Origin of the sequence: Nitritalea halalkaliphila LW7 (assembly GCF_000265075.1) — a bacterium.
GTDB classification, from domain to species: Bacteria; Bacteroidota; Bacteroidia; order Cytophagales; family Cyclobacteriaceae; genus Nitritalea; species Nitritalea halalkaliphila.
In genome coordinates this window covers 1-21,176 of sequence record NZ_AJYA01000030.1, presented here as the reverse complement: position 1 = coordinate 21,176, position 21,176 = coordinate 1, and the positions used below count along the sequence as shown (strand labels likewise).

The 21,176-nt window shown below is 49.0% G+C and carries 19 protein-coding genes and 2 pseudogenes; 4 read left to right on the top strand and 17 right to left on the bottom strand.

The features are described 5' to 3' along the window. Nucleotide 1: 1 nt before the first annotated feature. From A3SI_RS10850 to A3SI_RS20835, 5 genes are read right to left on the bottom strand one after another with little or no spacing between them, the layout of a single operon-like run. Nucleotides 2-610: an HD domain-containing protein gene (locus A3SI_RS10850; RefSeq protein ID WP_238531722.1), complete on the bottom strand. Its 609-nt coding sequence runs from the start codon at nt 608-610 to the stop codon at nt 2-4. Continuing rightward, a complete protein-coding gene (locus A3SI_RS10845; RefSeq protein ID WP_009055842.1) occupies nt 607-2,433 on the bottom strand; it encodes a PEP-utilizing enzyme in 1,827 nt (608 codons plus the stop codon). The genes A3SI_RS10850 and A3SI_RS10845 overlap by 4 nt, the downstream gene beginning before the upstream one ends. Before the next feature lie 20 nt (nt 2,434-2,453). Then, nucleotides 2,454-3,533: a PEP/pyruvate-binding domain-containing protein gene (locus tag A3SI_RS10840; RefSeq protein WP_009055841.1), complete on the bottom strand. Its 1,080-nt coding sequence runs from the start codon at nt 3,531-3,533 to the stop codon at nt 2,454-2,456. Between the two features lie 18 nt (nt 3,534-3,551). Then, nucleotides 3,552-4,541 carry a cytochrome P450 gene (locus A3SI_RS10835; RefSeq protein WP_238531721.1) on the bottom strand — a complete coding sequence of 330 codons (990 nt, stop codon included), beginning with the start codon at nt 4,539-4,541 and terminating at the stop codon, nt 3,552-3,554. Continuing rightward, nucleotides 4,541-4,795, bottom strand: coding sequence for a cytochrome P450 (locus A3SI_RS20835; protein ID WP_238531720.1), 255 nt, complete (start codon nt 4,793-4,795; stop codon nt 4,541-4,543). Before A3SI_RS20835 ends, A3SI_RS10835 begins: the two co-directional genes overlap by 1 nt. Before the next feature lie 265 nt (nt 4,796-5,060). On the opposite strand from A3SI_RS20835, the gene A3SI_RS10830 reads away from it, so the two are divergent. Continuing rightward, complete coding sequence (locus tag A3SI_RS10830; RefSeq protein WP_009055839.1) at nt 5,061-5,957, top strand: helix-turn-helix domain-containing protein; 897 nt, start codon at nt 5,061-5,063, stop codon at nt 5,955-5,957. A gap of 154 nt (nt 5,958-6,111) precedes the next feature. After that, nucleotides 6,112-7,386, top strand: coding sequence for a hypothetical protein (locus A3SI_RS10825; RefSeq protein WP_009055838.1), 1,275 nt, complete (start codon nt 6,112-6,114; stop codon nt 7,384-7,386). A 35-nt stretch (nt 7,387-7,421) separates the two neighbouring features. On the opposite strand, the gene A3SI_RS10820 is transcribed toward A3SI_RS10825, so the two are convergent. The 7 genes and pseudogenes from A3SI_RS10820 to lpdA form a co-directional block, all read right to left on the bottom strand. Further along, a complete protein-coding gene (locus A3SI_RS10820) occupies nt 7,422-8,693 on the bottom strand; it encodes a replication-associated recombination protein A (protein WP_009055836.1) in 1,272 nt (423 codons plus the stop codon). After that, a complete protein-coding gene (locus A3SI_RS10815; RefSeq protein ID WP_009055834.1) occupies nt 8,677-9,720 on the bottom strand; it encodes a threonine aldolase family protein in 1,044 nt (347 codons plus the stop codon). The genes A3SI_RS10820 and A3SI_RS10815 overlap by 17 nt, the downstream gene beginning before the upstream one ends. Nucleotide 9,721: 1 nt before the next feature. Beyond that, nucleotides 9,722-10,714 carry a glycerophosphodiester phosphodiesterase family protein gene (locus A3SI_RS10810; protein WP_238531719.1) on the bottom strand — a complete coding sequence of 331 codons (993 nt, stop codon included), beginning with the start codon at nt 10,712-10,714 and terminating at the stop codon, nt 9,722-9,724. A gap of 47 nt (nt 10,715-10,761) precedes the next feature. Then, nucleotides 10,762-11,196 carry a DUF2721 domain-containing protein gene (locus A3SI_RS10805; protein ID WP_009055830.1) on the bottom strand — a complete coding sequence of 145 codons (435 nt, stop codon included), beginning with the start codon at nt 11,194-11,196 and terminating at the stop codon, nt 10,762-10,764. Nucleotides 11,197-11,315: 119 nt separating this feature from the next. Beyond that, nucleotides 11,316-12,185 (bottom strand): anti-sigma factor, encoded by an 870-nt coding sequence (locus A3SI_RS10800; RefSeq protein ID WP_009055829.1) that lies wholly within the window; start codon nt 12,183-12,185, stop codon nt 11,316-11,318. After that, a complete protein-coding gene (locus tag A3SI_RS10795; RefSeq protein WP_040670737.1) occupies nt 12,185-12,718 on the bottom strand; it encodes an RNA polymerase sigma factor in 534 nt (177 codons plus the stop codon). The genes A3SI_RS10800 and A3SI_RS10795 overlap by 1 nt, the downstream gene beginning before the upstream one ends. 282 nt (nt 12,719-13,000) lie before the next feature. Next, a pseudogene (gene lpdA / locus A3SI_RS10790) lies at nt 13,001-14,400 on the bottom strand (dihydrolipoyl dehydrogenase). A gap of 342 nt (nt 14,401-14,742) precedes the next feature. Here lpdA and fabG point away from each other — a divergent pair. Both fabG and A3SI_RS10775 read left to right on the top strand, forming a co-directional pair. Continuing rightward, nucleotides 14,743-15,438 carry a 3-oxoacyl-[acyl-carrier-protein] reductase gene (gene fabG, locus A3SI_RS10785; protein ID WP_394330370.1) on the top strand — a complete coding sequence of 232 codons (696 nt, stop codon included), beginning with the start codon at nt 14,743-14,745 and terminating at the stop codon, nt 15,436-15,438. A 165-nt stretch (nt 15,439-15,603) separates the two neighbouring features. Continuing rightward, nucleotides 15,604-16,362 carry a class I SAM-dependent methyltransferase gene (locus A3SI_RS10775; RefSeq protein WP_009055821.1) on the top strand — a complete coding sequence of 253 codons (759 nt, stop codon included), beginning with the start codon at nt 15,604-15,606 and terminating at the stop codon, nt 16,360-16,362. An 11-nt stretch (nt 16,363-16,373) separates the two neighbouring features. Here A3SI_RS10775 and A3SI_RS10770 read toward each other — a convergent pair whose 3' ends face one another. The 5 genes and pseudogenes from A3SI_RS10770 to A3SI_RS10750 all read right to left on the bottom strand — a co-directional run bounded on the left by A3SI_RS10770 (nt 16,374) and on the right by A3SI_RS10750 (nt 20,732). Next, complete coding sequence (locus A3SI_RS10770) at nt 16,374-17,447, bottom strand: glycosyltransferase (RefSeq protein WP_009055820.1); 1,074 nt, start codon at nt 17,445-17,447, stop codon at nt 16,374-16,376. Further along, a pseudogene (locus tag A3SI_RS10765) lies at nt 17,444-18,409 on the bottom strand (glycosyltransferase family 2 protein). The gene A3SI_RS10770 and the pseudogene A3SI_RS10765 overlap by 4 nt, the downstream one beginning before the upstream one ends. Nucleotides 18,410-18,455: 46 nt before the next feature. After that, complete coding sequence (locus A3SI_RS10760) at nt 18,456-18,962, bottom strand: DUF4199 domain-containing protein (protein ID WP_009055818.1); 507 nt, start codon at nt 18,960-18,962, stop codon at nt 18,456-18,458. 2 nt (nt 18,963-18,964) lie between these two features. Beyond that, on the bottom strand, nt 18,965-19,477 hold the full coding sequence (locus tag A3SI_RS10755) for a DUF4199 domain-containing protein (RefSeq protein WP_009055817.1): 513 nt from the start codon (nt 19,475-19,477) through the stop codon (nt 18,965-18,967). Beyond that, the gene (locus A3SI_RS10750) at nt 19,458-20,732 is read right to left on the bottom strand and encodes a dihydroorotase (RefSeq protein WP_009055816.1); all 1,275 of its coding nucleotides are present in this window, start codon (nt 20,730-20,732) and stop codon (nt 19,458-19,460) included. The genes A3SI_RS10755 and A3SI_RS10750 overlap by 20 nt, the downstream gene beginning before the upstream one ends. Between the last annotated feature and the right edge of the window lie 444 nt (nt 20,733-21,176).

Genomic DNA, 21,176 nt, shown 5'->3' with positions numbered 1-21,176 from the left:
CTTACAATACATGTGCGAGCAACAGAGCTCTTGTGGCAGTTAATTCTCTTTTGGCTATCGCCAAAGATTCCGGTAGGTGCAGCTGCTCTAAATTCGTATCTTCTAAACGCTGAGCATACTGTACCGGGGTCATCTTAAACCAATCGCAAGCCACGCTTACTCCAGTGACTGCGAACCTCCATAACTTATCGGCATCTCGAACGATTTCATCCTCTTTGGATTTGGCAAACTTGCGCGTATCATGCCCATCGATGATGGTGCAGACCTTTTCAATGAATTCCTTATCGTAGCCCAAACTTGCCAATAAAGGTTTGGCATATTTCACTCCTTCAGACTCATGCAGGAAGCGCACATCCGAGGTGAGGATATCAGTCCCACTAAATCCCTTTTCGAAGATTTCCTCTTCATCGATGGCATACCAGCCGATATCATGGAGAATAATGGCCGCTGCAACCACTGCCTGGTCCACTTCTGGATAATGTTCCAAAAGCTCTAAAGCGAAGCGATAGGAGAGCGGTATATGCACATCGTTTTTACGCACGCGCATATACTTATCTGCCGCTCGGAAAATAGCCTCGTATGCAGGACGATGTAAGGCGTGTAGCATCATGCTTCTACTAATTCCTCCAAAATCTCCACTGTACCTTTACCTCCGTCAACCCGGATTTTCATACCCGTTTTGATTTGGGTAGAAGCCGAACCTGTTCCTGTCACCGCTGGCAGACCGTACTCTCTACACACAATCGCTGCATGGGACATCATTCCGCCGATATCTGTAACAGTAGCCACGATCTTGTTAAACACTGGGGCCCAACTCGGCGCTGTCACACGCGTCACGAGAATCTCTCCCTGCTGAAGCTGGTCTAATTCAGAAGCATCGTTGATGATGCGGGCATATCCTTCCACCAATCCTGGGGAAGCAGCCATGCCCTTCATATGCCCAGATTTTTCATCTCCTCCTAGCCATGACTCCACAGCTTCAGTAGTGATCCCCCAAAGCATAATAGTAAATGGTTCGGTGACCACTTTAGGAGGATTATTAAAGGCTGGCTGCGGTGGTGCTGTAGCCAAAGCATCTACAATTTTCTTTCTGCGGTTAATCTCATCCTGCAAGACTGCCGGCCCAACGGAAGGAACACCTACCGCCCAGCTATTGCCATAATCAAATAATACCTGAAGGATTTCCTCTCTACGGAAATAGTACATATCGGATTCCTGATGCCAGAAACCTTGCTCTTTGAGCATGCGACTGAGTTCGCGGGTTTTTCTCCAGAATACCCCCATCGCCCAGTGCTCGATATAAAAGTTATGATTCTCTACATAAGGAAACACTACGCGTGCCAGACCTAGCTTGCCTTCAAAAATAGCCCGGGCTTCTTCATCCAAGGACGCTGCATACTCAGTAGTGATACGGTCGCGTTCGGCCTCTAATGCTTCTGTAGGCCGGTCTATCTCTTCTCCTCGCTGTAGTTTTTCTACGTAATTTTTTAAATACCCATAAGGAATATCTAAGTGCTCGATCCAGTATTTATCGGAAGAGTAAAACCCATTACCCGAGGTATAATTAAACCACGGATGTTTCGCCTTTTCCCATGCCTGTAACCACTCACCCCCATTTTCCGCTAATGAGATGCAGTGTAAAGCTTCCTGCACGTCCTTCTTATCGAAACAATCTGTTAAATTTAAAGTGACAGCAAGTTTTGCCAGTTTTTTCAACTCATCATCCGGCCGGAATAAATCCACATCGATACCCTGAACCATCTTGGCCACAGATAAATCGGGAATTCCAGGAAACACCTCCTTACAGAAACCAAAGAAATCCAAGTAAGCCGCATAACCTAAATTCAAAAATTCAAAGTGGTACTGCCAGGTTTCGTAACAAAGTGAAATCAGCTTATTGTAATTATTAATTAACTGAAAAGTGGGGTCTAGGCCAACACCATCTTTTATCCACTGTAAATCTACGCGATCAGGTAAGGGCTCAAAATGTATCGCCTCCATGTCGTCGATGACGCGTTTTACTTTTTTATGCCAGTTATCTAATAGTTCGTTCCAGTTTTGGAAATAATAGCCTGCTCGCTCCATAAATTCAGGAACACGACCTTCAATAAGCTCAGGATCCACAGCCACAGGACTCATGTAGCAGTACCCGTTATGAATTTTAAAATCCACTCCATTTGCAGGAGGAATTACATAGTGTCTGGAATTATACTGGGAAAGACATTTTACAGCGAACTCCACGGTCATGGCATCGAATGGCTTGAATACATTCGGCCAGTGCTGAGAGTCACAAAAAAAGAATTTCTCCTCCTCTTGCTCCTTTAACTGCTCCTGAAAAACTAGGAAATAAGGGTATAATTCTTTCCACCCTTCAGACCCTTTGGGTGCACTGTGCGCGTAAGGGCTGACAAATTTTTTCTTCTTATCGGTCATAATGGTATTTATTGATTGGGTTATTTTTTTGCGCTTAAAGGATTAATCAGAGAACCTACTAGCCCCTGCATACCCGACATATACTGCTTTTTAGTCTCCGATTTTTTATTTGACCACACGGTCTCTGGACGGCTTTGAAGTAGCGTGAACGCCTCTTCACCTTCTGCATCAGCATCTAATGCCCATTCTATGTCCTGCGGACACCCATAATGCTTTTCGATTTTTTTAGCAATCTTACTAATGAAAATAAGCTCCTCACGCGTCAGACAAGCCTCCAAAGCCTTTTCCGCATCCACCTCTACTTCGACTACACACCTATTCTCCACGTCGGGAAGTAATGCAGTCTTTTTCTCATGAATAGAAGATTCCACAAGCTCAAAAATCACTTTATCCATAAGGTAGTTGTCTGGAGTAACCGTACCCGAAACCACACTTTCCCCTAAGCCATAGGAAGCCTCAATTGCAACCTTCGTTCTATCCCCATTCGTAGGGTTTAAAGTCATCGTCACACCCGCTACCCGAGCGTTTACCATTTTCTGTACGACCACACTCATTTGTACCTCCTCTTCAGGAATATTGTGATCCTTTCGATAGGCAATCGCACGACTCGTGTAGAGAGAGGCCCAGCACATTTTAATATGACTTAAAACCTCCTCCTCTCCCACGACCCACAAATAGGTGTCTTGCTGACCTGCAAAACTCGCATCTGGAAGATCTTCGGCAGTAGCTGAAGACCGAACAGCCACCGGAAGATCCCCCGTTTTATCGTACATCGCACATAAGCGACGATAGCTGCCCAGAATGTCTTGCTGAATATCAGCCGCAATCGATTTATTCAAAATCTGACTCCTAATTTCTGCAGACAGCTTGTCTAAGGCTGGCATATTTTTCGTATCTAACTTCGCCAAAGCCGAAAAAAGCCCCTTGGCAGTCATCAAGTCCTGAATAAAAGCGACAAAAGCATCTGTAGTTACACAGAAACCTTGCGGCACCGGTAGATTTGCTTGGGACATACTGGCCAAGCTCTTTCCTTTCCCTCCGAGACTTTCTAGTTGCTCGGCCTTAGCTTCTTTAAAAAACAGGCTGTAAGTGGGTTTCATGTTAATTTAATTAAAGGTTTACCATTGTACCTGAAGGGCTTGTGGAGCTCTAAAGGACGTATTCGGCGCAAATGTGAATGTTTGATTTGGTGTTAATTGAAGTGTCGGAATTCGAGTTGTCAGTTCTTCGAGCACCACCTTAAACTCTAACTTAGCTAACGGTGAGCCCAAACAAAAATGGATTCCACTACCAAAAGACAGGTGCGTCCCCGCATTTTTACGTGTAATGTCAAAGCTTTCGCCATTTTCAAAAACCTCCTCATCTCGGTTACCTGACCCCATCACAAGTAGGATATTCGCCCCTTCTGGAATCATTACGCCGCCTACTTCTGAGGCGATTTTACATTTCCGCCTCCAGGATAAAATGGAAGGAGAGTAGCGCAGCACTTCGTCTACGGCCTTTGGAATACGGGTCTTGTCTTCCTTAATGGCCTCCCAGCTTTCAGGATGTACCAGTAACTCCCGAATGCCATTACCGATTAAAGAGGTGGTCGTCTCATGCCCCGCAAATAGCTGACTATAGCATATAGCTGCTATCTCACGATCGGTAATCTCATGCCCCTCAGCCTGCAGGGCTACTAAATCGCCCGGTAGGTCATCTTGTACGCTTTCCTTCCTATCACTGACGAGCTTCTGACAGTAGTTCCAGTATCGAACCATATTCTCTGCATGCAGCATCTGGGCTTCCTCATCTAAATCCCCCCACGTAAGCAGCAAACGGCTCTCTGCCCAGCTCTTAACCTGTGCCACGTCACTATCTGGAACACCTAGTAACTTAAAAATAACAAGCGCAGGAAGGTCATACGCCAGTTCAGCGATAAGCTCAGCATGTCGCTTACCTGCTTTTAACTCTTCTATCATCCGAATCGCTAGCTTACGTATCTCTGGCTCTAACTTTTTAATCCGAGCAAGATTAAACGCCATACTCACGATTCGCCGAATACGTGTATGGTCGGGAGGTATTCTCCCCGATAAACCCGATAAGCCAACTAAACCCGCTGCATCCATTAGGCCTTCGCCTTCGGCGCAATCGGCTTAAACGGACTCTGAGCATTCTCAGAACTGAAAGCCTGCCAGTTGCCAAAAATGGCCTTTACATCTTCATAGCGAGAAACCACATAATAGCCTAGTTCCTCACTGAAAAAAATGGGACACTTCTCCCTGACTTCCTTATAAAAGGGAAATGGGTCCGTAAGGTCAAATGGTTGGTATGCTGCGTTTAATTCCTTGTGATAAGGACACTGCTCGATGCCTTGGTTCATGTCGTTTTGGGTTGTTGAAGAATTCTCTGCAATATCCCTCCATTTTTCGGCTTCTATCTATTGATTTTAAAAAAATGCTTGTACTTTTATAACATGCCCCTAATCAAAATAAAAAAACATAAACCCGAAAGAAAGAACTCCCCTTAAACAAACCCCACAAAAACCTGTACWTWAAAATCMATAAAAGGACTCCAAAAGGAAATCCCAATGAAATAAAAAGAGAGAGCACCTAAAAAAATAACTTGGACTTTTAACTTCCCCGCTCATGAAGAAAATTGATAATTACGTACTTTACGGCGAAACGACACAGGAAATCATCCCAGAGTTTATCCACTGCGAATCCATAGAAGCACGCAGTCGAAATCATGACTGGGTAATCAAACCACACCTTCATAATAGACTCTATCAGTTCGTCATCATCGAAGAAGGTAACTTCGAATTTATCTGCGGACCTACCAAGCAGTATATTACCGAGCCCTGCCTCATCGCCATGCCCGCAAATACCCTGCATGGATACCTTTTTACACCAGATATAAAAGGAATGGTTTTAACGCTGTCTGAAGAATTTATCGATGTCATCTTAAACCCTCAACCCCAAATCCTCCTGGAAATAGAAAAACCACGCGTCATCTATAGCAGCTGGAATAACGAACGATTCGGCTTAATGTCACGCCTATTTAAACGTGTAAATAATGAATTACTCGTCGAATACGACGGTAAACCCCTAGCGATAAAATCGTACGTTTCCATACTTTTTGTAGAATTTTACCGCATGATCCTTGAAAACAAACACAGCACTTTCCAAGTCGTTAAAACCAATATCAAACTCTTCAGAGCCTTCGTGACGCAAATAAAAAGCTTCTACAGCAATCGACTTTTTAAAGGCGAAAATGCCGATAAAAAATTGACCGTAGCCTCCCTAGCGAATACCCTCGGAATATCCAGCGTGCATCTAAATAGGGTCTGCCAAGACGTAGCTTCTAAATCACCTATACAAGTCATCCACGAATACATAATTAGCGAAGCTGTACGCTACCTGGAACAGACCGATTACACTATCGCAGAAATTAGCTATAAATTAAAATTTGAAGACCCTGCCTACTTTTCGCGATTCTTTAAAAAATTTACTGGAAAAAGCCCCACCGAATATAGACAGCTTTAAACGTCACTCCCTTTTTTCAAACAAGCACATCCACAAACAGTCGACCAAAGTGGGCTAAAGGTAAAGTATAAAAATACTTTGGCCTCCGGCCAAAAAACAAAAAATCTAGCCCACTTTTTGCCCTGCGCCCGATCAGGATTTAACCCTTTTCACTATGCACAGCGCTTTACGTACCCTTCTGCTCATCACCTGCCTGAGCCCCCTTTCCGCTGCCCTCGCACAGCAGGAACTCCAACAAGAAAATCGGCAGGAAAACCGACAAGAAATGCTGCTCGAAATGCGCAAACTCAGCAGCCAACTCGAACTCTTGCAGCGAGAAAATGAAACCCTCCACCAAAACCTCGACCTCACCAGCAAAAGCCTCCAAGAACTCATCCGAGATAAAAATATCTCCGATGAAACCCGCTATGCCCTCCTGAAATCAGGTATCAAACAAGAGGTCGCCCTCTTCCGAAAACTAAGCGATCAAACCATCCACCTCAAGTCCCGGCTCACCGATCAAGAGTACCAAAGCTTCATCTTGTCACTCGGAAGCATGGAAGCCAGCCCCCTCGGATTTTCCTTCGAAGAAGTACTCATGACTACCATAAAACAACATGGTGTTTTCGAGTCTAAAGCTAAAATCGACCGCTTCCTCGCTGTCAGTGGATCCCTAATTCAAAGCCCCATTACCGCTGCACTCCCCTTCGTGTCTCAAGCAGTAGCCGCCTCTAACGCCCTACTGAATGTGGCCTACACCTCCATGATGACGGAAAAAAAACCGGATTTCTCTAAACTACAGCAACTGGAGACGGAGCTCATGCGCTACCTCCATTACTTCTCGGCGCTGGACCGCGCTAATGCCAGCCATGCCGCCTCACAAAGCAACCGGATCGAACAGGTAGAAAAAATCCAAGCAGAGCTCAGCCTTCGCCTCACACAAGACGCACAAAAACTGGGGCTGAAGCTGCCGGAAAGAAAGGATTCCGAGAGCATCGACGACTATCTGAACCGCTGCATGACCATCTTCAATCCCCTTCAGATGGAAACCTTTTTCACTCAGATAGAAAATAAGTACCGCGGACCGGCAGGAACCGTAAACTATGCCTTGCTCCTACAGCGCGAAGAGGGCCTGAAGGCATTTCATGCACAGGCGGGAAACCTCGTCAGCTTAGCCAAGCGCTTTACGGTCGCCTATGAAGCGTATATGGATGCCAATGACCGCTACCACCGCGAACTGCTGGAGGCTTTGGCCCTGGCCCACACCAATAAAATCATCCAGCCGCGAAAAGTAAACGGTCAAGAGGAAAGCCCAGAGCTACGCTACACCCAAATTCGCCAGCAACTGGCCCAGAAAAAACAGCTCCGCGATCAAGGAATCCGCAACAGCCTCAATATGCCCGAGCTCGCTTGGCACATCGAAAGAACGGAAGAGCTACGCTACTACTAAGTCGCTAACGAATAAAATTAGAACATCCAGCTGCTCTAATAGCCGTATTTACCCTTCCACCGGGAGGCTAAAAAGCGGCGCAGCTCCTGTTCGCGGGCATTTTCGCCGGGGGTGTAGAGGACCTTGCCCGACAGGGCCTCCGGCAAAAATTCCTGCTCCGAAAAGTTGTCCTTAAAATCATGGGCATACGTATACCCTGCGCCGTAGTTTAAATCCTGCATCAGACGGGTCGGCGCATTACGCAGATGCAGCGGTACCGGTAAATCCCCCGTTTCCCGAACCAGCTGCTGGGCCTGGTTTATGCCCACATAGGCTGCATTACTTTTCGGTGAACTCGCCAAATACGTCACGCACTGCGCCAGTGGAATCCGCGCCTCCGGAAAACCAATCACACGGACGGCATCCATACAGGACATGGCCAGCAGCAGCGCATTCGGATTAGCATTCCCGATGTCTTCCGAAGCTAAAATCACCAATCGCCGCGCGATAAACGTCACATCTTCCCCTCCCTCGATCATGCGGGCCAGCCAGTACAATGCCGCATTCGGGTCAGAACCCCGAATCGACTTGATGAACGCAGAAATTATATCGTAATGCTGTTCGCCGTCCTTGTCATACAAGCTTACATGGCGCTGAGCCACCTCCATGACCTGCGCATTTTTTAACACACAAGGCGTCTCCGCGCTGGCCTGCACCACCAGCTCAAAGAGATTCAACAGCTTCCGCCCATCCCCTCCCGAAAGCCGAAAAAGTGCCTCCGTTTCGTCCAGCTGCACCTGTCGCGAGCGTATGTACGGATCGCGCTCCAGAGCTTGCAGGAGCATCTTTTCGAGGTCTTTAACCGCTAAAGCCTTAAGCGTCAGCACCTGGCAGCGCGACAGCAAGGCCGCATTTATCTGAAAGGAAGGGTTCTCCGTGGTAGCACCGATCAGCCGGACCTGACCCTTCTCTACCGCCGCCAGTAGGGCATCCTGCTGCCCTTTATTAAAACGATGAATCTCATCTATAAACAGAATAACCCCCTGCTGGAACTTGGCCTTGGCAATCACCTCGCGAATATCTTTCACCCCCGAACTAATCGCACTGAGCGTATAAAAAGGCAACTTGACCTCATGAGCGATCACATTGGCGAGCGTCGTCTTTCCCACACCAGGAGGTCCCCATAGCAGCAGCGAAGGCACCTGCGCGCTGCGAATCGCACGACGCAGGAAGGCATCCGGCCCCGTCAGGTGCTCCTGCCCGATGATTTCTTCCAGCCGACTGGGACGTAGGCGTTCCGCCAATGGAGCATCAGGATTCGCGTACATCTTGCTCCTCCTCTGCCAGTTGCTTCAGCACGCGCGCCAGCTGCTCCACATGCGCATCCCGAATATCCAAATGGGTCACGAAACGCACCTGCTGTGCCCCGAACTTCACCCCATAAACGCCATGCGCCGCGAGCTGCCCTAAAAAGTCCTCAGGCTTTCGTTCCGCTAAGCGAACGATGACGATGTTCGTTGCTACAGGCAGCACCGCCTCCACGCCTGGATATGCCTGAAACAGCTTGCCGATGGCCTGCGCACGGGCATGATCTTCTGCCAAACGCTCCACATGGTGTTCCAGCGCATACAGTCCTGCTGCGGCGAGCATCCCCGCCTGCCGCATGCCTCCTCCAAAGACCTTGCGCACCCTGCGCGCCCGATGAATAGTCGCCCCATCTCCGAGGAGAACGGAACCCACCGGACAGCCCAAGCCCTTACTGAGGCAGATCGAAATCGTATCAAAAGTAGCTCCCCATGCCTTTTCCGACTCTCCAGAAACCACTAAAGCATTAAACAAACGGGCCCCATCAAGGTGAAAAACCAAGCCCCTATCGGCACATAAAGCACGGATCGGCTCCACTTCAGCTAACGTGTATACCGCGCCGCCTCCTTTATTCATCGTATTCTCTACCGCCACTAAGCTCGTCTCCGGTGCATGCACATCGTCCGGATTAATGACCGCCTCCACCTGCTCAGCGGTGATTTTGCCGAAGGCACCCGGAAGTAAACGCACCGAACTATGGGAGTTCGCCATAATCCCTCCTCCTTCATACAGGTAAATATGGCTGTCCTGATGACAAATCACCTCCTTTTGGAAGCCGGCATGCAAGCGAATCGCGATCTGATTCGTCATGGTCCCCGAGGGACAAAACAACCCGGCCTCCATGCCGAAACGCTCGGCCAGCGTCTCCTCCAATGCCCGAACGGTGGGATCCTCGCCGAATACATCGTCCCCCAGTGGTGCCTCCCACATGGCTTGCTTCATGCCGGCAGTAGGCTGCGTGAGGGTGTCACTACGTAAGTCTACACGCATATTAATTGCTTTTTAACTGAATGAAACGGGCCTTACTCGACCCCTCTTGCCAAAGCTCCATAAGCACCTTTCCTGCTTCCACAGGTCGATCGGTGGCGATAATGTCGCCCCCCGCATGCACGAGCTCCTGGTAAATCTGATCTCCCCGAGCCTCCGCTCGCCGGTCTAAATTGCCCATCGTACCAGCTATCGTGTACACTCCTAAGGCATGCAGCATGGCATAATGCTCCGGCTCCTGCGCACGCGTACCGGTAAATGCAATCCAGCGATCCACTGGAATGCCCGTAGCCTGCATGCGCGCTAACTCCTCTTCATTTCGAATGGTCACCGATAGCATCAACGTTGAATCTAGGGCATGAACCTCTTGGGCATCAGCAGCAGAATAGGTAATGACAGCAGCATAGGGGTTGGCCTCAGCCTCCTGAATCGCTGCCACTATTCGCGAAAAAGGCACCCCCCGCTTTACATCCACCGTTAACAGGGCCTTGCCTCGCGCCCAGCGAAGTGCCTCCTCGAAAGTAGGGATCTGAAAATCAGTCGCCTTACCCTCAGGATCCACCAGACGCAGCGCACGCAGCTGCTCAAAGGTCATTTCCGCCACCGCACCGCTGCCTGTGGTGGTACGATCCACTGTGCGGTCATGCATCAGCATCAATACGCTATCGGCACTCATCACGACATCAAACTCAATGATGGCCGGCACCTGCTCGATGGTATGCTGAAAGGTTTCGATCGCATTTTCAGGAAAGCCAGGGGCAGGCCCACCACGATGAGCAGAAACCAAAGGCAGCCTATCCATAGTCCGCTGATAAAACGTCAGCGTCTCCTGAAAGTCTGCCAGGCGAATACGGTTTTCAGTCGCTACATCTGCCGGTGAAAGCAGCTCTTCTCGCGACTCAGACCCAGCCGAACGCTCTGAGCTACAGCCTAAGAGGACAAAAACTGCCAGCAGCAACACGTACATACCGCTGCGCATCTCATTCTTTTTTTTCATAAAGGGAATCATTTGCTTTGGCCTACCGGCCAAAAAGAACGCATACATTATTTTTTAAACCAAAAGCCTCCACCACTGCGGCGGTTAAAAGCTTCTTCCATATCCTGAATCTCCAGGTTTAAGGCCTTCGTGCTGATGAGCACCTCGATTAAGGAGATGCCCAAAGATACCAAGAGCGTGAACATACTCATAATAAAAATGGTGGCAGCGGCGAGTTCTGCTTGAATGTAAATAAAAAACATGCACAGCACGCAGAGTAAAAAGCTGATCATGCCACACACCTGCATCCACTTGATAAGCGACAGCCTGCGTTTTAAGTTCTGGATCTGATCGATAAGTAAGTTCTCCTCCGGGTTCTCGAGGTACTTTTTATGGAGCCCTCGGATGAGACTCGCTATCGCTAAAAATCGGTTGGTAAAGGCCAGCATCATCAGTGTGATAGCTGAAAAAAGTAAAGCGGGTGTAGAAAGTTGAAGTTCCATGCACTAAGATAAGCAGAAATACGAGAAGTCTGGCTGCACACTGGGCTTGTATAAAGGATATAGGGCTAAAAACACAAAAACCCGATTGCTCGGGTTATTGTGTAGATAAGGCATTTTTTTTATGCTGCTGGTTGTCCGATGACCACCAAATTCTCTAAGGTAGGAGATGCGCTTCCTCCTTTCGGCTCGATGGTGATAGCAAAGGCACCTGCTTGGGCTACCGCATTCATCTGCTGCAGGCTAAACTTCTGCTCTGCATTTACGAGACCGATTCCGACGGGTCCATCGTCACCGATCGCCCACAGCTGATAGTCTTGTTCAGCATCTAGTGCGGCCAGCTGGTTCACCGAGATGAATACCTGCTCGCGCTCTGCATCCCACCAGACATCCACTTGTGCTTCTTTCTGAATCTCAAATGGCTCTCCTTTCATCGGAATGCGAGAGAAGTTACCTGCCAGCAACGTCTCCAGCTGTGTACTTGTTTCTTCGAAGTTCACCTTATACTGCTCCGCCGATTCGGCTAGAACGCTTTGTTCCTGTAGCAAGGCCGTAAAGCGATTTTCTACATCATAATACTGTGTAGCGAAGTAGATCGCAAATACGGAGGCCACCACCGCCACCAGGGAGGCCGCTGCTGCATAGGCTTTCCAAGGCTGCAATTTGACCACTGGCGTTTCAGCAGACACAGGCGCCGCTTGCGGCATTTCCATTGTAGGCGGAATCACCTGCTTGGCTTTAGTCCCTTGTGATTTCTCTTCTTTTTCGACCGCGTCTAACGTATCGAAAATACGATTCTTAACAGAAAGGCTTGGTTTAACGGCGGCTTTTTGATCAAAAGCTTCCATAGCCAGCTCTATCTGTACCAGCTCTTCTTTAATTTCTGGGTAGCGTTTCGCTAGGCGAACCACTTCCTCCCTTTCCCGCTCACTGAGCTCTCCTAAAACGTAGAGCTCAAGCTTCCCTGACGATATGTAGGCTTGAATGTCCACTAAATTCTTTCTAAGTTCTTTTTTAATACACTAACAGCGGATCGGATACGTGATTTGACCGTCCCTAATGGGATATCGAATTCCTCAGCAATCTCAGAATGCGTATATCCCTTAAAGTAAATACAATCAATGACGAATTTTTGCTCCTCATTCAGTCGATGTAACAGGTCTCGTACGCCGATCCCGTCCACAATTTCCTGAGTACCCGATTCACTTTCAATACCATATACGTACTCATCTATGGTATTGGTCTTACTGCTTTTCGAAAATTCTTTACTACGCGTTTTATCGATGGCAGCATTTCTACAAATGTTGGCCATCCACGTGTAAAGCCTTCCCTTCTCTTCACTATAGCTGTCTATCTTACGGGTGATTTTAATAAAAGCATCATGAAAAACCTCTTCCGCGATGTCTTTATCGGTAATAATTCGTGATATGACAGCAAATAGGGCGGCCGAATACTTGTCATACAAGTATTCTATCGTCTTGCGGTCTTGCGCCCTAAGTCCTGATATTAACTGATCCTCTTCCAAAAGATTCAATTTGGTTGGTTCTAATACGTTGCTGATTCCTCCTAATTCTTGCATAACAACGGAGTGGAAACACAAGAGAAGGGAAAAATGTTTGTGGTAAAAGTAGAGAGAGCTCTCCACCTTTCGAGTGGAAAGTTGCACAATAAAAGGGAGATAATCAAGCCATTTACAAATTACTCTTGAAATAGCTTCGCGCGCACCGCCATAAAAAAAAGGCCACGAAGGGCCTTTTTTTTGAGAATAGCAACTACCTACCTATAAAGGTATAAAAGATTCGTTTACTTATAGATGAATCACCTCATCATAAGCTGCCGCCGCAGCTTCCATCACCGCTTCCGACATGGTCGGGTGCGGGTGAACCGTTTTGATTAATTCCATACCTGTGGTCTCCAGCTTACGGATCGCCACGATCTCAGCGATCATCTCTGTCACATTCGCACCGATCATATGTGCCCCTAGTAACTCGCCATACTTCGCATCGAAAATCAACTTCACGAAACCATCTTTGGCACCAGCCGCAGAGGCTTTACCCGAGGCAGAGAACGGGAATTTACCTACTTTCAACTCGTATCCCGCCTCTTTTGCCTGTGCTTCGGTGTACCCTACAGACGAAATTTCAGGGATACAGTACGTACATCCTGGGATATTATTATAATCCAAAGCTTCCGGGTGGTGACCCGCGATTTTTTCTACGCAGATGATTCCCTCAGCAGAAGCCACGTGTGCGAGGGCAGGACCTGGCGTCACATCACCGATCGCATAGTAGCCAGGCATATTCGTTTTATAGTACTCATCCACTTGGATTTTCCCCTTTTCTACTAAAATACCCACATCTTCTAAACCGATGTCCTCTACGTTCGAGACCACGCCTACAGCCGAAAGCACTTTATCGCATTCGATGACGCTTTCATTGCCTTTTTTATCTTTAACAGTCACCTTACAGCCCTCACCTGAAGTATCCACTCCAGTTACTTCTGTGCTGGTCATGATCTTCACGCCGTTCTTCTTATAGATTTTCTCCAGTGCCTTCGAAACTTCCACATCTTCGTTAGGCACGATGCGATCCATAAATTCCACGATCGTCACCTCTGTACCGATCGCATTATACACGTAGGCGAACTCCACACCGATAGCTCCGGAGCCCACGACTACGAGCTTCTTCGGCTTATCTTCCAAGACCATCGCCTTCCGATAACCGATAATCTTCTCGTTATCGATCTTGAGGGCAGGCAGCTCACGGGCACGTCCTCCCGTGGCGATGATGATATGATCCGCACTGTACACCGTCTCAGCACCATCTTCCGCCGTAACAGAAACCTTTTTTCCTGGCTTTACACGGCCCCAGCCGATCAGCTGATCGATCTTATTTTTCTTAAATAAAAACTGAATTCCCTTAGACATGCCTCCCGCTACATCGCGGCTACGCTTTACCATGGCCGTAAAATCCACTTCTGCATCCTGCACCTTGATCCCGTAGTCCTTCGCATGGTTGATGTATTCGAAAACTTGCGCACTTTTAATTAGCGCTTTTGTCGGAATACAGCCCCAGTTCAAGCAAATCCCACCGAGTTCAGCAGCTTCTACTACCGCGGTTTTAATCCCAGCTGGGAAGCACGGATGGCCGCCACATAACCGCCGGGACCAGAACCCACTACTATTACATCGTACTTTGTTGAAGACATATCATTAAGGTTTATAAATTTCTCAGGTATGCAAAAATAAGGTTTTTAGGCTGAGAAAAAATAGAATGGCCTTTTTCGCGCGTAGCGCAAAGCCCCTGAGCGTAAGGATATTTTAAATTAATCGCTATTTCGCTTTTTTTACCTCATAAACCCATAAAAACACCGCGCTAACCAAATATTCAACCGAACAGTCGTCATTCCACTTCGAAATTAGCGAAAACAGTAGCAAAGGGAAGAATTCATTTACAGGAAAATGCTTAATTTTGACCCTTACACCTATTACGAAAAATTTATGGGACTTTTAAGTGGAAAAATCGCCTGATCACGGGGGCTTCAAAAGGAATCGGACGTGCGATCGCACTCAAATATGCTGAAGAAGGCGCCCACGTGGCCTTTACCTATCTTTCCAGCGTAGAAAAAGGCGAAGCCTTAGAAGCCGAACTCCGCGGTTTCGGAGTGGAAGCTAAAGGTTTTCGCTCCGACGCAGCCGACTTCCAAGCGGCTACCCAGCTGATCGATGACGTGGTCGCTACCTTCGGCGGACTCGATATCCTCATTAATAATGCCGGCATCACGCGAGATAACCTCCTCATGCGCATGACTCCAGAGGCTTGGGACGAGGTGATGACCGTCAACTTAAAATCTTGTTTTAATACCGTGAAGGCCGCCACGCGCACCATGATGAAGGCGAAAAAAGGCTCCATCATTAACATCACCTCCGTGGTGGGTGTAAAAGGCAATGCGGGGCAAGCTAACTATGCCGCCTCTAAAGCCGGAATCATCGGCTTCACTAAATCCGTAGCCTTAGAATTGGGTTCGCGAAATATCCGCTGTAATGCCGTAGCCCCTGGCTTCATCGAAACGGAGATGACGGCTGTCTTAGATGAAAAAACGGTTCAAGGCTGGAGAGAGGGCATCCCGATGAAGCGTGGCGGAAGACCTGAAGAAGTGGCAGAAGCCTGCGTTTTCCTTGGTTCTGACCGCAGCTCTTACATTTCAGGACAGGTGCTACAGGTAGATGGCGGCATGCTCACCTAAGCCCACGACGGAAAGCCGCCACAGTAGCCAGCCCCTTCTGCTATTCCTGAGGGCCTAGGCTGACGGTGGCGGCTCCCCTTTCCCCGCTTTCTTTTGGCTTTTTCGGCTTGCGCCAAAGTCCTTTTTGCCGCAGGCAAACCCTCCCTCTCGGCCTCTTTCTCTCTTATGAAAACGCTCATCAGCTTTCTAATTCGCTACATTCCCCGCCCTTTTTTACAGCGCGTGGCAGGCGTAGGCACTAAAATCCTCTCCCTAGGCTACCGCGGTACTGCCGTCACATGCACCATCTGCGGGAGCAGCTACCGCAAGTTTCTGCCCTATGGAAGAAAAGCACGTGAAAATGCACTGTGCCCGCACTGCCTATCCCTGGAGCGGCACCGCCTGATGTGGCTGTACCTAAAGCAAGAAACTTCGTTCTTTACCGCCCCCTTACGTGTTTTGCACGTAGCTCCGGAGCACTGCTTTATCCATCGCTTCGAGAAACTCCCTCAGCTCACCTACATCAGCGGTGACCTGGAGAGCCCTCTGGCGCAAGTAAAAATGGACATCCATGCCATCCCTTTTCCTGAAAATCACTTTGATGTGGTGATCTGTAACCACGTCCTGGAACATGTGGAAGACGATATTCTGGCCTGCCGAGAAATCCATCGCGTGCTCAAGCCAGGGGGCTGGTCGCTACTGCAGTCGCCTGTTTACGCCATCGAAAACACCTATGAGGATGCCAGCATCAGCAGCCCGGAAGAGCGTGAACGTCATTTCGGGCAGCGCGACCATGTACGGAAATACGGTCAAGACTACGCGGCGAGACTGTCACGCTCAGGCCTGAAAATGGAAGAAAATGATTTCGTGCAGCGCCTCCCGCAGGAAATGGTGAAGCGCCACGGATTATCTCCTCAAGAAATACTTTTTATCGGCAGAAAATAGGACGATGGTGCTCAGGATCCACTCTCAGCGCTTCGCTCCGGCAGCGGAACCGTGAAGGGACTCGGCAGAAATGGAAGTCGCAGCGCGAGTAGTCCATAGGCGATGCCGATGCCATAGGCTGTGAGCTGGCAGATACCGACGAAGGGAGCGAGGAAAGCCCCTAGTCCTAGTGCACCCCGTTTACTTTGGCGCTCGCGCCAAAGCCCCTCTCCTATCCCCATGAGCATCCAAAGGCCGAGTGGAAGGAAGGCTAAACCCTGTACCTGCGGGTGGACGGGCCAGCCAAAAAGATGCCCTAAGGGGAGACTGGCACTTAGCAGCAGCATGTAAAATGCAAAAAAGAGGGGAAAGAGATGCACCCCCTGGATGGCGCCCGGGTGATAGCGTGAGACATTCACACGGTTGATGCCGAAGCTGTAACACTGGCGGAGGAAGCCGGTGAAGGTGCTTCGGCGGCGATGGTACACGAAGGCCTCAGGAATTAGGCCGACGCGGAATCCAGCATTTTTTAATCGGATGCTGAGCTCAATATCCTCCCCTTGGTTCGGGTCGCGAAATCCTCCAGAAGCATGAAAAACAGTGGCTTTTAAGCCCATGTTAAAGCCCCGCAGCTGAAACTTGCTCTTGTCCTGCAGTTGTCCGCGTATGCCGCCCGTCGTGAAGGTGGCCTGCATGGTGAAAGCGGTGAGCTTTTGGAAGAAGGTGAAGTCTTCACGCCCACGGTCAGGGCCTCCAAAGGCGTCCCAATCTTCATGGAGGAGCGTCCGGTGTAGGTTTTCAAAAAAATTTTCTGGTAAAAGCACGTCGGAATCCACTGTGAGCAGGTACTTTCCGTGTGCGCGCCGCATGCCTGCATTTCGCGCAAAGCCCTGTTTCGAATTGGGTATGGGCAGGTAGTAAAGGGGAAATTCCTGGGCAAATTCCTGTATCAAGTGCTGGGAAGGAATCGTGGAACCATCTTCTACTACCCACACCTCAAAATCACGGAAGGACTGCTGCCGTACACTTTCGAGTAATTCACGGAGTTCGTCGGGACGGTTATATACCGGAACGACCAGCGAGAAGAAGACGCTTGGCTGACTCATGCATTCACCTTTTCATCTACCGTGTACTCTTGCTTGTTCGCGTTTTGGGACACTACCATCTCGGCCATAAAGCCGGTTAGAAAGAGTTGCACGCCGACGATCAAGGCCACCAGTGCCAGAAAAAACAGCGGCTGGTCTACGATTTCCCGTACCTTAAGGCCCTTATAGAGACCAATAATTTTTTGGAAGATGAGGTAAAGTGTGAGGGTAAAGCCCCCTAAGAAGGAAATGGTCCCTAGTGCACCGAAAAAGTGCATCGGCTTTTTTTTTATATCTATTGACGAAGGAAACCGAGATCAAGTCCAGAAATCCGTGTAGGAAACGCTCGAGACCGAACTTGCTGACGCCAAAACGCCGCGCCTGGTGGCTCACCACCTTCTCACCGATTTTAGTAAAGCCTGCCCACTTAGCGATAAGCGGAATATAGCGGTGCATTTCCCCGTAGATATGAATATTTTTCACGACTTTGCTGCGATAGGCTTTCAATCCACAATTGAAATCGTGAAGCGGAATGCCTGAGAGCTTGCGCGTCACCCAGTTGAAAAATTTAGAAGGAATCGTTTTTCCGATCGGGTCGAAGCGCTTTTGTTTCCAGCCGGAGACGAGGTCAAAGCCCTCTTCGGTGATCATGCGGTACAGCGCCGGAATTTCTTCCGGGCTGTCTTGCAGATCCGCGTCCATGGTGATGACCACCTGCCCTTGAGAGGCTTTAAATCCGAGGTCGAGGGCGGCAGATTTACCGAAATTTCGCTGAGGCGATAGCCTTTTACCTCGGGATGCTGCGCTGCCAGCTGCTGGATAACCTGCCAGGTGCTATCAGCGCTGCCATCATCGATGAATAAGAGTTCGAAGCTGCGCGCATCGGCACGGAGCACTTCGAAAATCCAGCGGCAAAGCTCCGGAAGTGATTCTTCTTCATTGTAGGCGGGGACGACGATGGAAATATCCAGGGTATCAGGCATCAAAAATCTAAGCTAGTATCTTTTTTTCGTAGGATGAGGGCGAGGATCAGGCAAAAAAGCCATCGATTAGCAATCCGACGCCATAGCCACGGAGAAGGCCTATAGGGCGTAACCCTTCCAGAGTTCCTTCCTCCAGTTTAGTTAGGTCCTCAGAGGACATGGCACTCGACTGACCAAAACGCTCCATCGTGTCCACTATCGTTTCCAAACTTTTTTGGGCTACGAATTCTGCCGCTTTCGGGTCGATTACATTAAAGATAAGCATTTGGGCGAGCGTCCCGAATAAGGAAGTGATAGCAAGGGAAACAAAGGCAAATTGAAGACTTTGACCGTAGGTCGCAAAGCCTCCCATTTCTTCCTTTCTCCATTTAAACCCATACACCAAAAGGGGCGTAACCGCGAGCGCAAAGGTCAGAAGGCCGCGATAGGGCTTCACCAAATGGACGGGATCTATGGCATAAAACACGAAATAGAGCGCCATCACTAAAATTCCTCCGACGAGACCCGGGGTTAGAGCCGCCTTAGCGGGAGAGGGAGTTTGTAAGTCTTCCATGATTAAAGTGGTTTATTTTTGCGCAAAATAACCGCAATTACGATAGTATAAAATAGGCCGGGCAACACTTTCCAAATAAATTCATTCAGCGCTAGGTCTGCCCGCGTCAAGTTGCGTACACTTTCTAGCGTCACGTCATAGGATTCCTGCCCAAGCTGGTTTACGATCTGCTCTTCTGTAGAGACTAGAGCGGCTATTTTCGCCTCCCGCACCAACTCGAATAGCTCGGGATCGAAGGTCATGGCCAGAAAGATGGAGTAGGCACTCAGCAGGGCCACGAGCATATACACTAGGAACCCCATACTCATGCCCTGTGCGAAGGACAGGTATCCGCCATTCACGTAGCGCTTCGTATAGATAAGTGCGATAAGAATAAAAAAGGGCAGCGTCACGAAGCCAAAGAGCTGGCTCATTTTCGTGGGCTCTAAATCCATCCAGAAGAAGACGTAGAAAGCGATCGAAGAGAAAATCCCTCCCATCACCCCAAAAACAAGGCTATTTTTTAGATACTGCATCTGGCGTAACGATAGTTCCTTTATGGAGCAAAAGCCTCACGGCCCCCTTCAGGGTTTGCCCATAGTAGGGAGAGTTTTTAGATTTGGAAAGATTGGTGCTGGCATCGAAGGTCCAGGTGGCTTCTGGATCCCAGATGGTCAGAGAGTCTAGCTTTTGGGGATCGCTTTTCTCTAAGCCGAGAACCTGAGCCGGTCCATGGGTGATTTTTTCGATCAGCAGAGGCCAGCCGAGCTCATCTGCCAATTTAGTCAGCGCAGGCGCAAAGGTCTGTATGCCCAGCATGCCAAATGCTGCATAATCGAATTCCAGTACTTTAGCATCTGCCTCATGCGGGCTATGGTTCGTCACGAGCGCATCGATGGTACCATCGCGCAGGCCCTCCAGCAAGGCCTCCTGATCGGCTTTTGCCCGGAAGGGCGGCATCACCTTATAATTGGAATCGAAATCCCTGAGGTCTTCATCGGTGAAAAGGAGTTGATAAATCGAGCAGTCAGCCGTCACATTTAGACCCTCTGCCTTCGCTTGTCGGATATGTTGGACTGCCGCTGCTGTGGACACCGTTTGAAAGTGCAGTCGACCTGCGGCATAGCCGCAAAGTTTGATATTTCGCTGGACTGCCAGCTCTTCTGCTAGTGCGGGAATACCCTTTATGCCCAGCTGCGTAGAGACGAATCCTTCGTGCATGTGGCCATAGAGCGCAAGGAGCGGATCGATGCTTTGGTCGAAGCAGACGCCCTTAAATTTCGTTATGTACTGTAAGATCCGCAGGAGGCGATCGGGGTGGTGGAGTGTTTGGGTACCGTCACCGAAGACCCTGACCCCTTGAGCGGCCAGATCATGAAGTTCAGTAAAATCCTCTCCGAGGCAGTCTTTGGTGGCCGCCGCCATCACGTGCAGCGTAACTGGGGAGAGCGCTGCTTTTTGTTGGACGTAGGCGATATCGTTTTTAGTCTGAAGGACAGGCTTGGTATTAGGTAGCAAAACTGCTTGTTTGAAGCCGCTATGTGCAAGTTGGAGGAGAAGATCTTCGAGCGTATCTTTTTGTTCCAGGCCGGGATCTCCTGCCAGGGCACGTAAATCCGTCCATGCCTCAGACCCCAGACAGCCTTCAGCATGATAGATGGGAGTGTCTGTCGGGATAGAATCTGGGTACTGCTGGAGCGGGAAGAGGTAGTTTCCATCGAAAAAATAATCTTGTGGATTGTGCACGCACTGTGCGTCCACCATGCGTAGATTTTTTATTAGCAGCGTCATGGATTGTATATTTTTACAAAAATGGCATTTTATTCACGAATAAGGAAGCGGATGTGTGCAGAAATGCGGAAGGACGGGATTTTGTTCGCTATGTTTTACATAGGTAGCGGCTGGAATGATTGATGGTTAATGGTTAATTGTTAATTGTTAATTGTTAATTGTTAATTGTTAATGGCGCAGGCGCGGCAGGTTTGTCTTGTGAAGAGCGCGTCTGTTTCTAGCTTGGATAAAACCGTCAAATCGAAAAAAATTAGGGCTCTATAATCCCGAGCATAGCGGCGGACCTTATGTTAACCGCGCGGCCTTAGCCCGCGGATCGAAGAACGCTACCGCCTAAACCCCCGAGCTCCATAGGAGCGGTCCTTATGGTAACCGCGTGGCGTTAGCCCGAGGATCGAAAGACGCCACCGCCCCCGAGCCGCATAGCGGCGGACCTTATGTTAA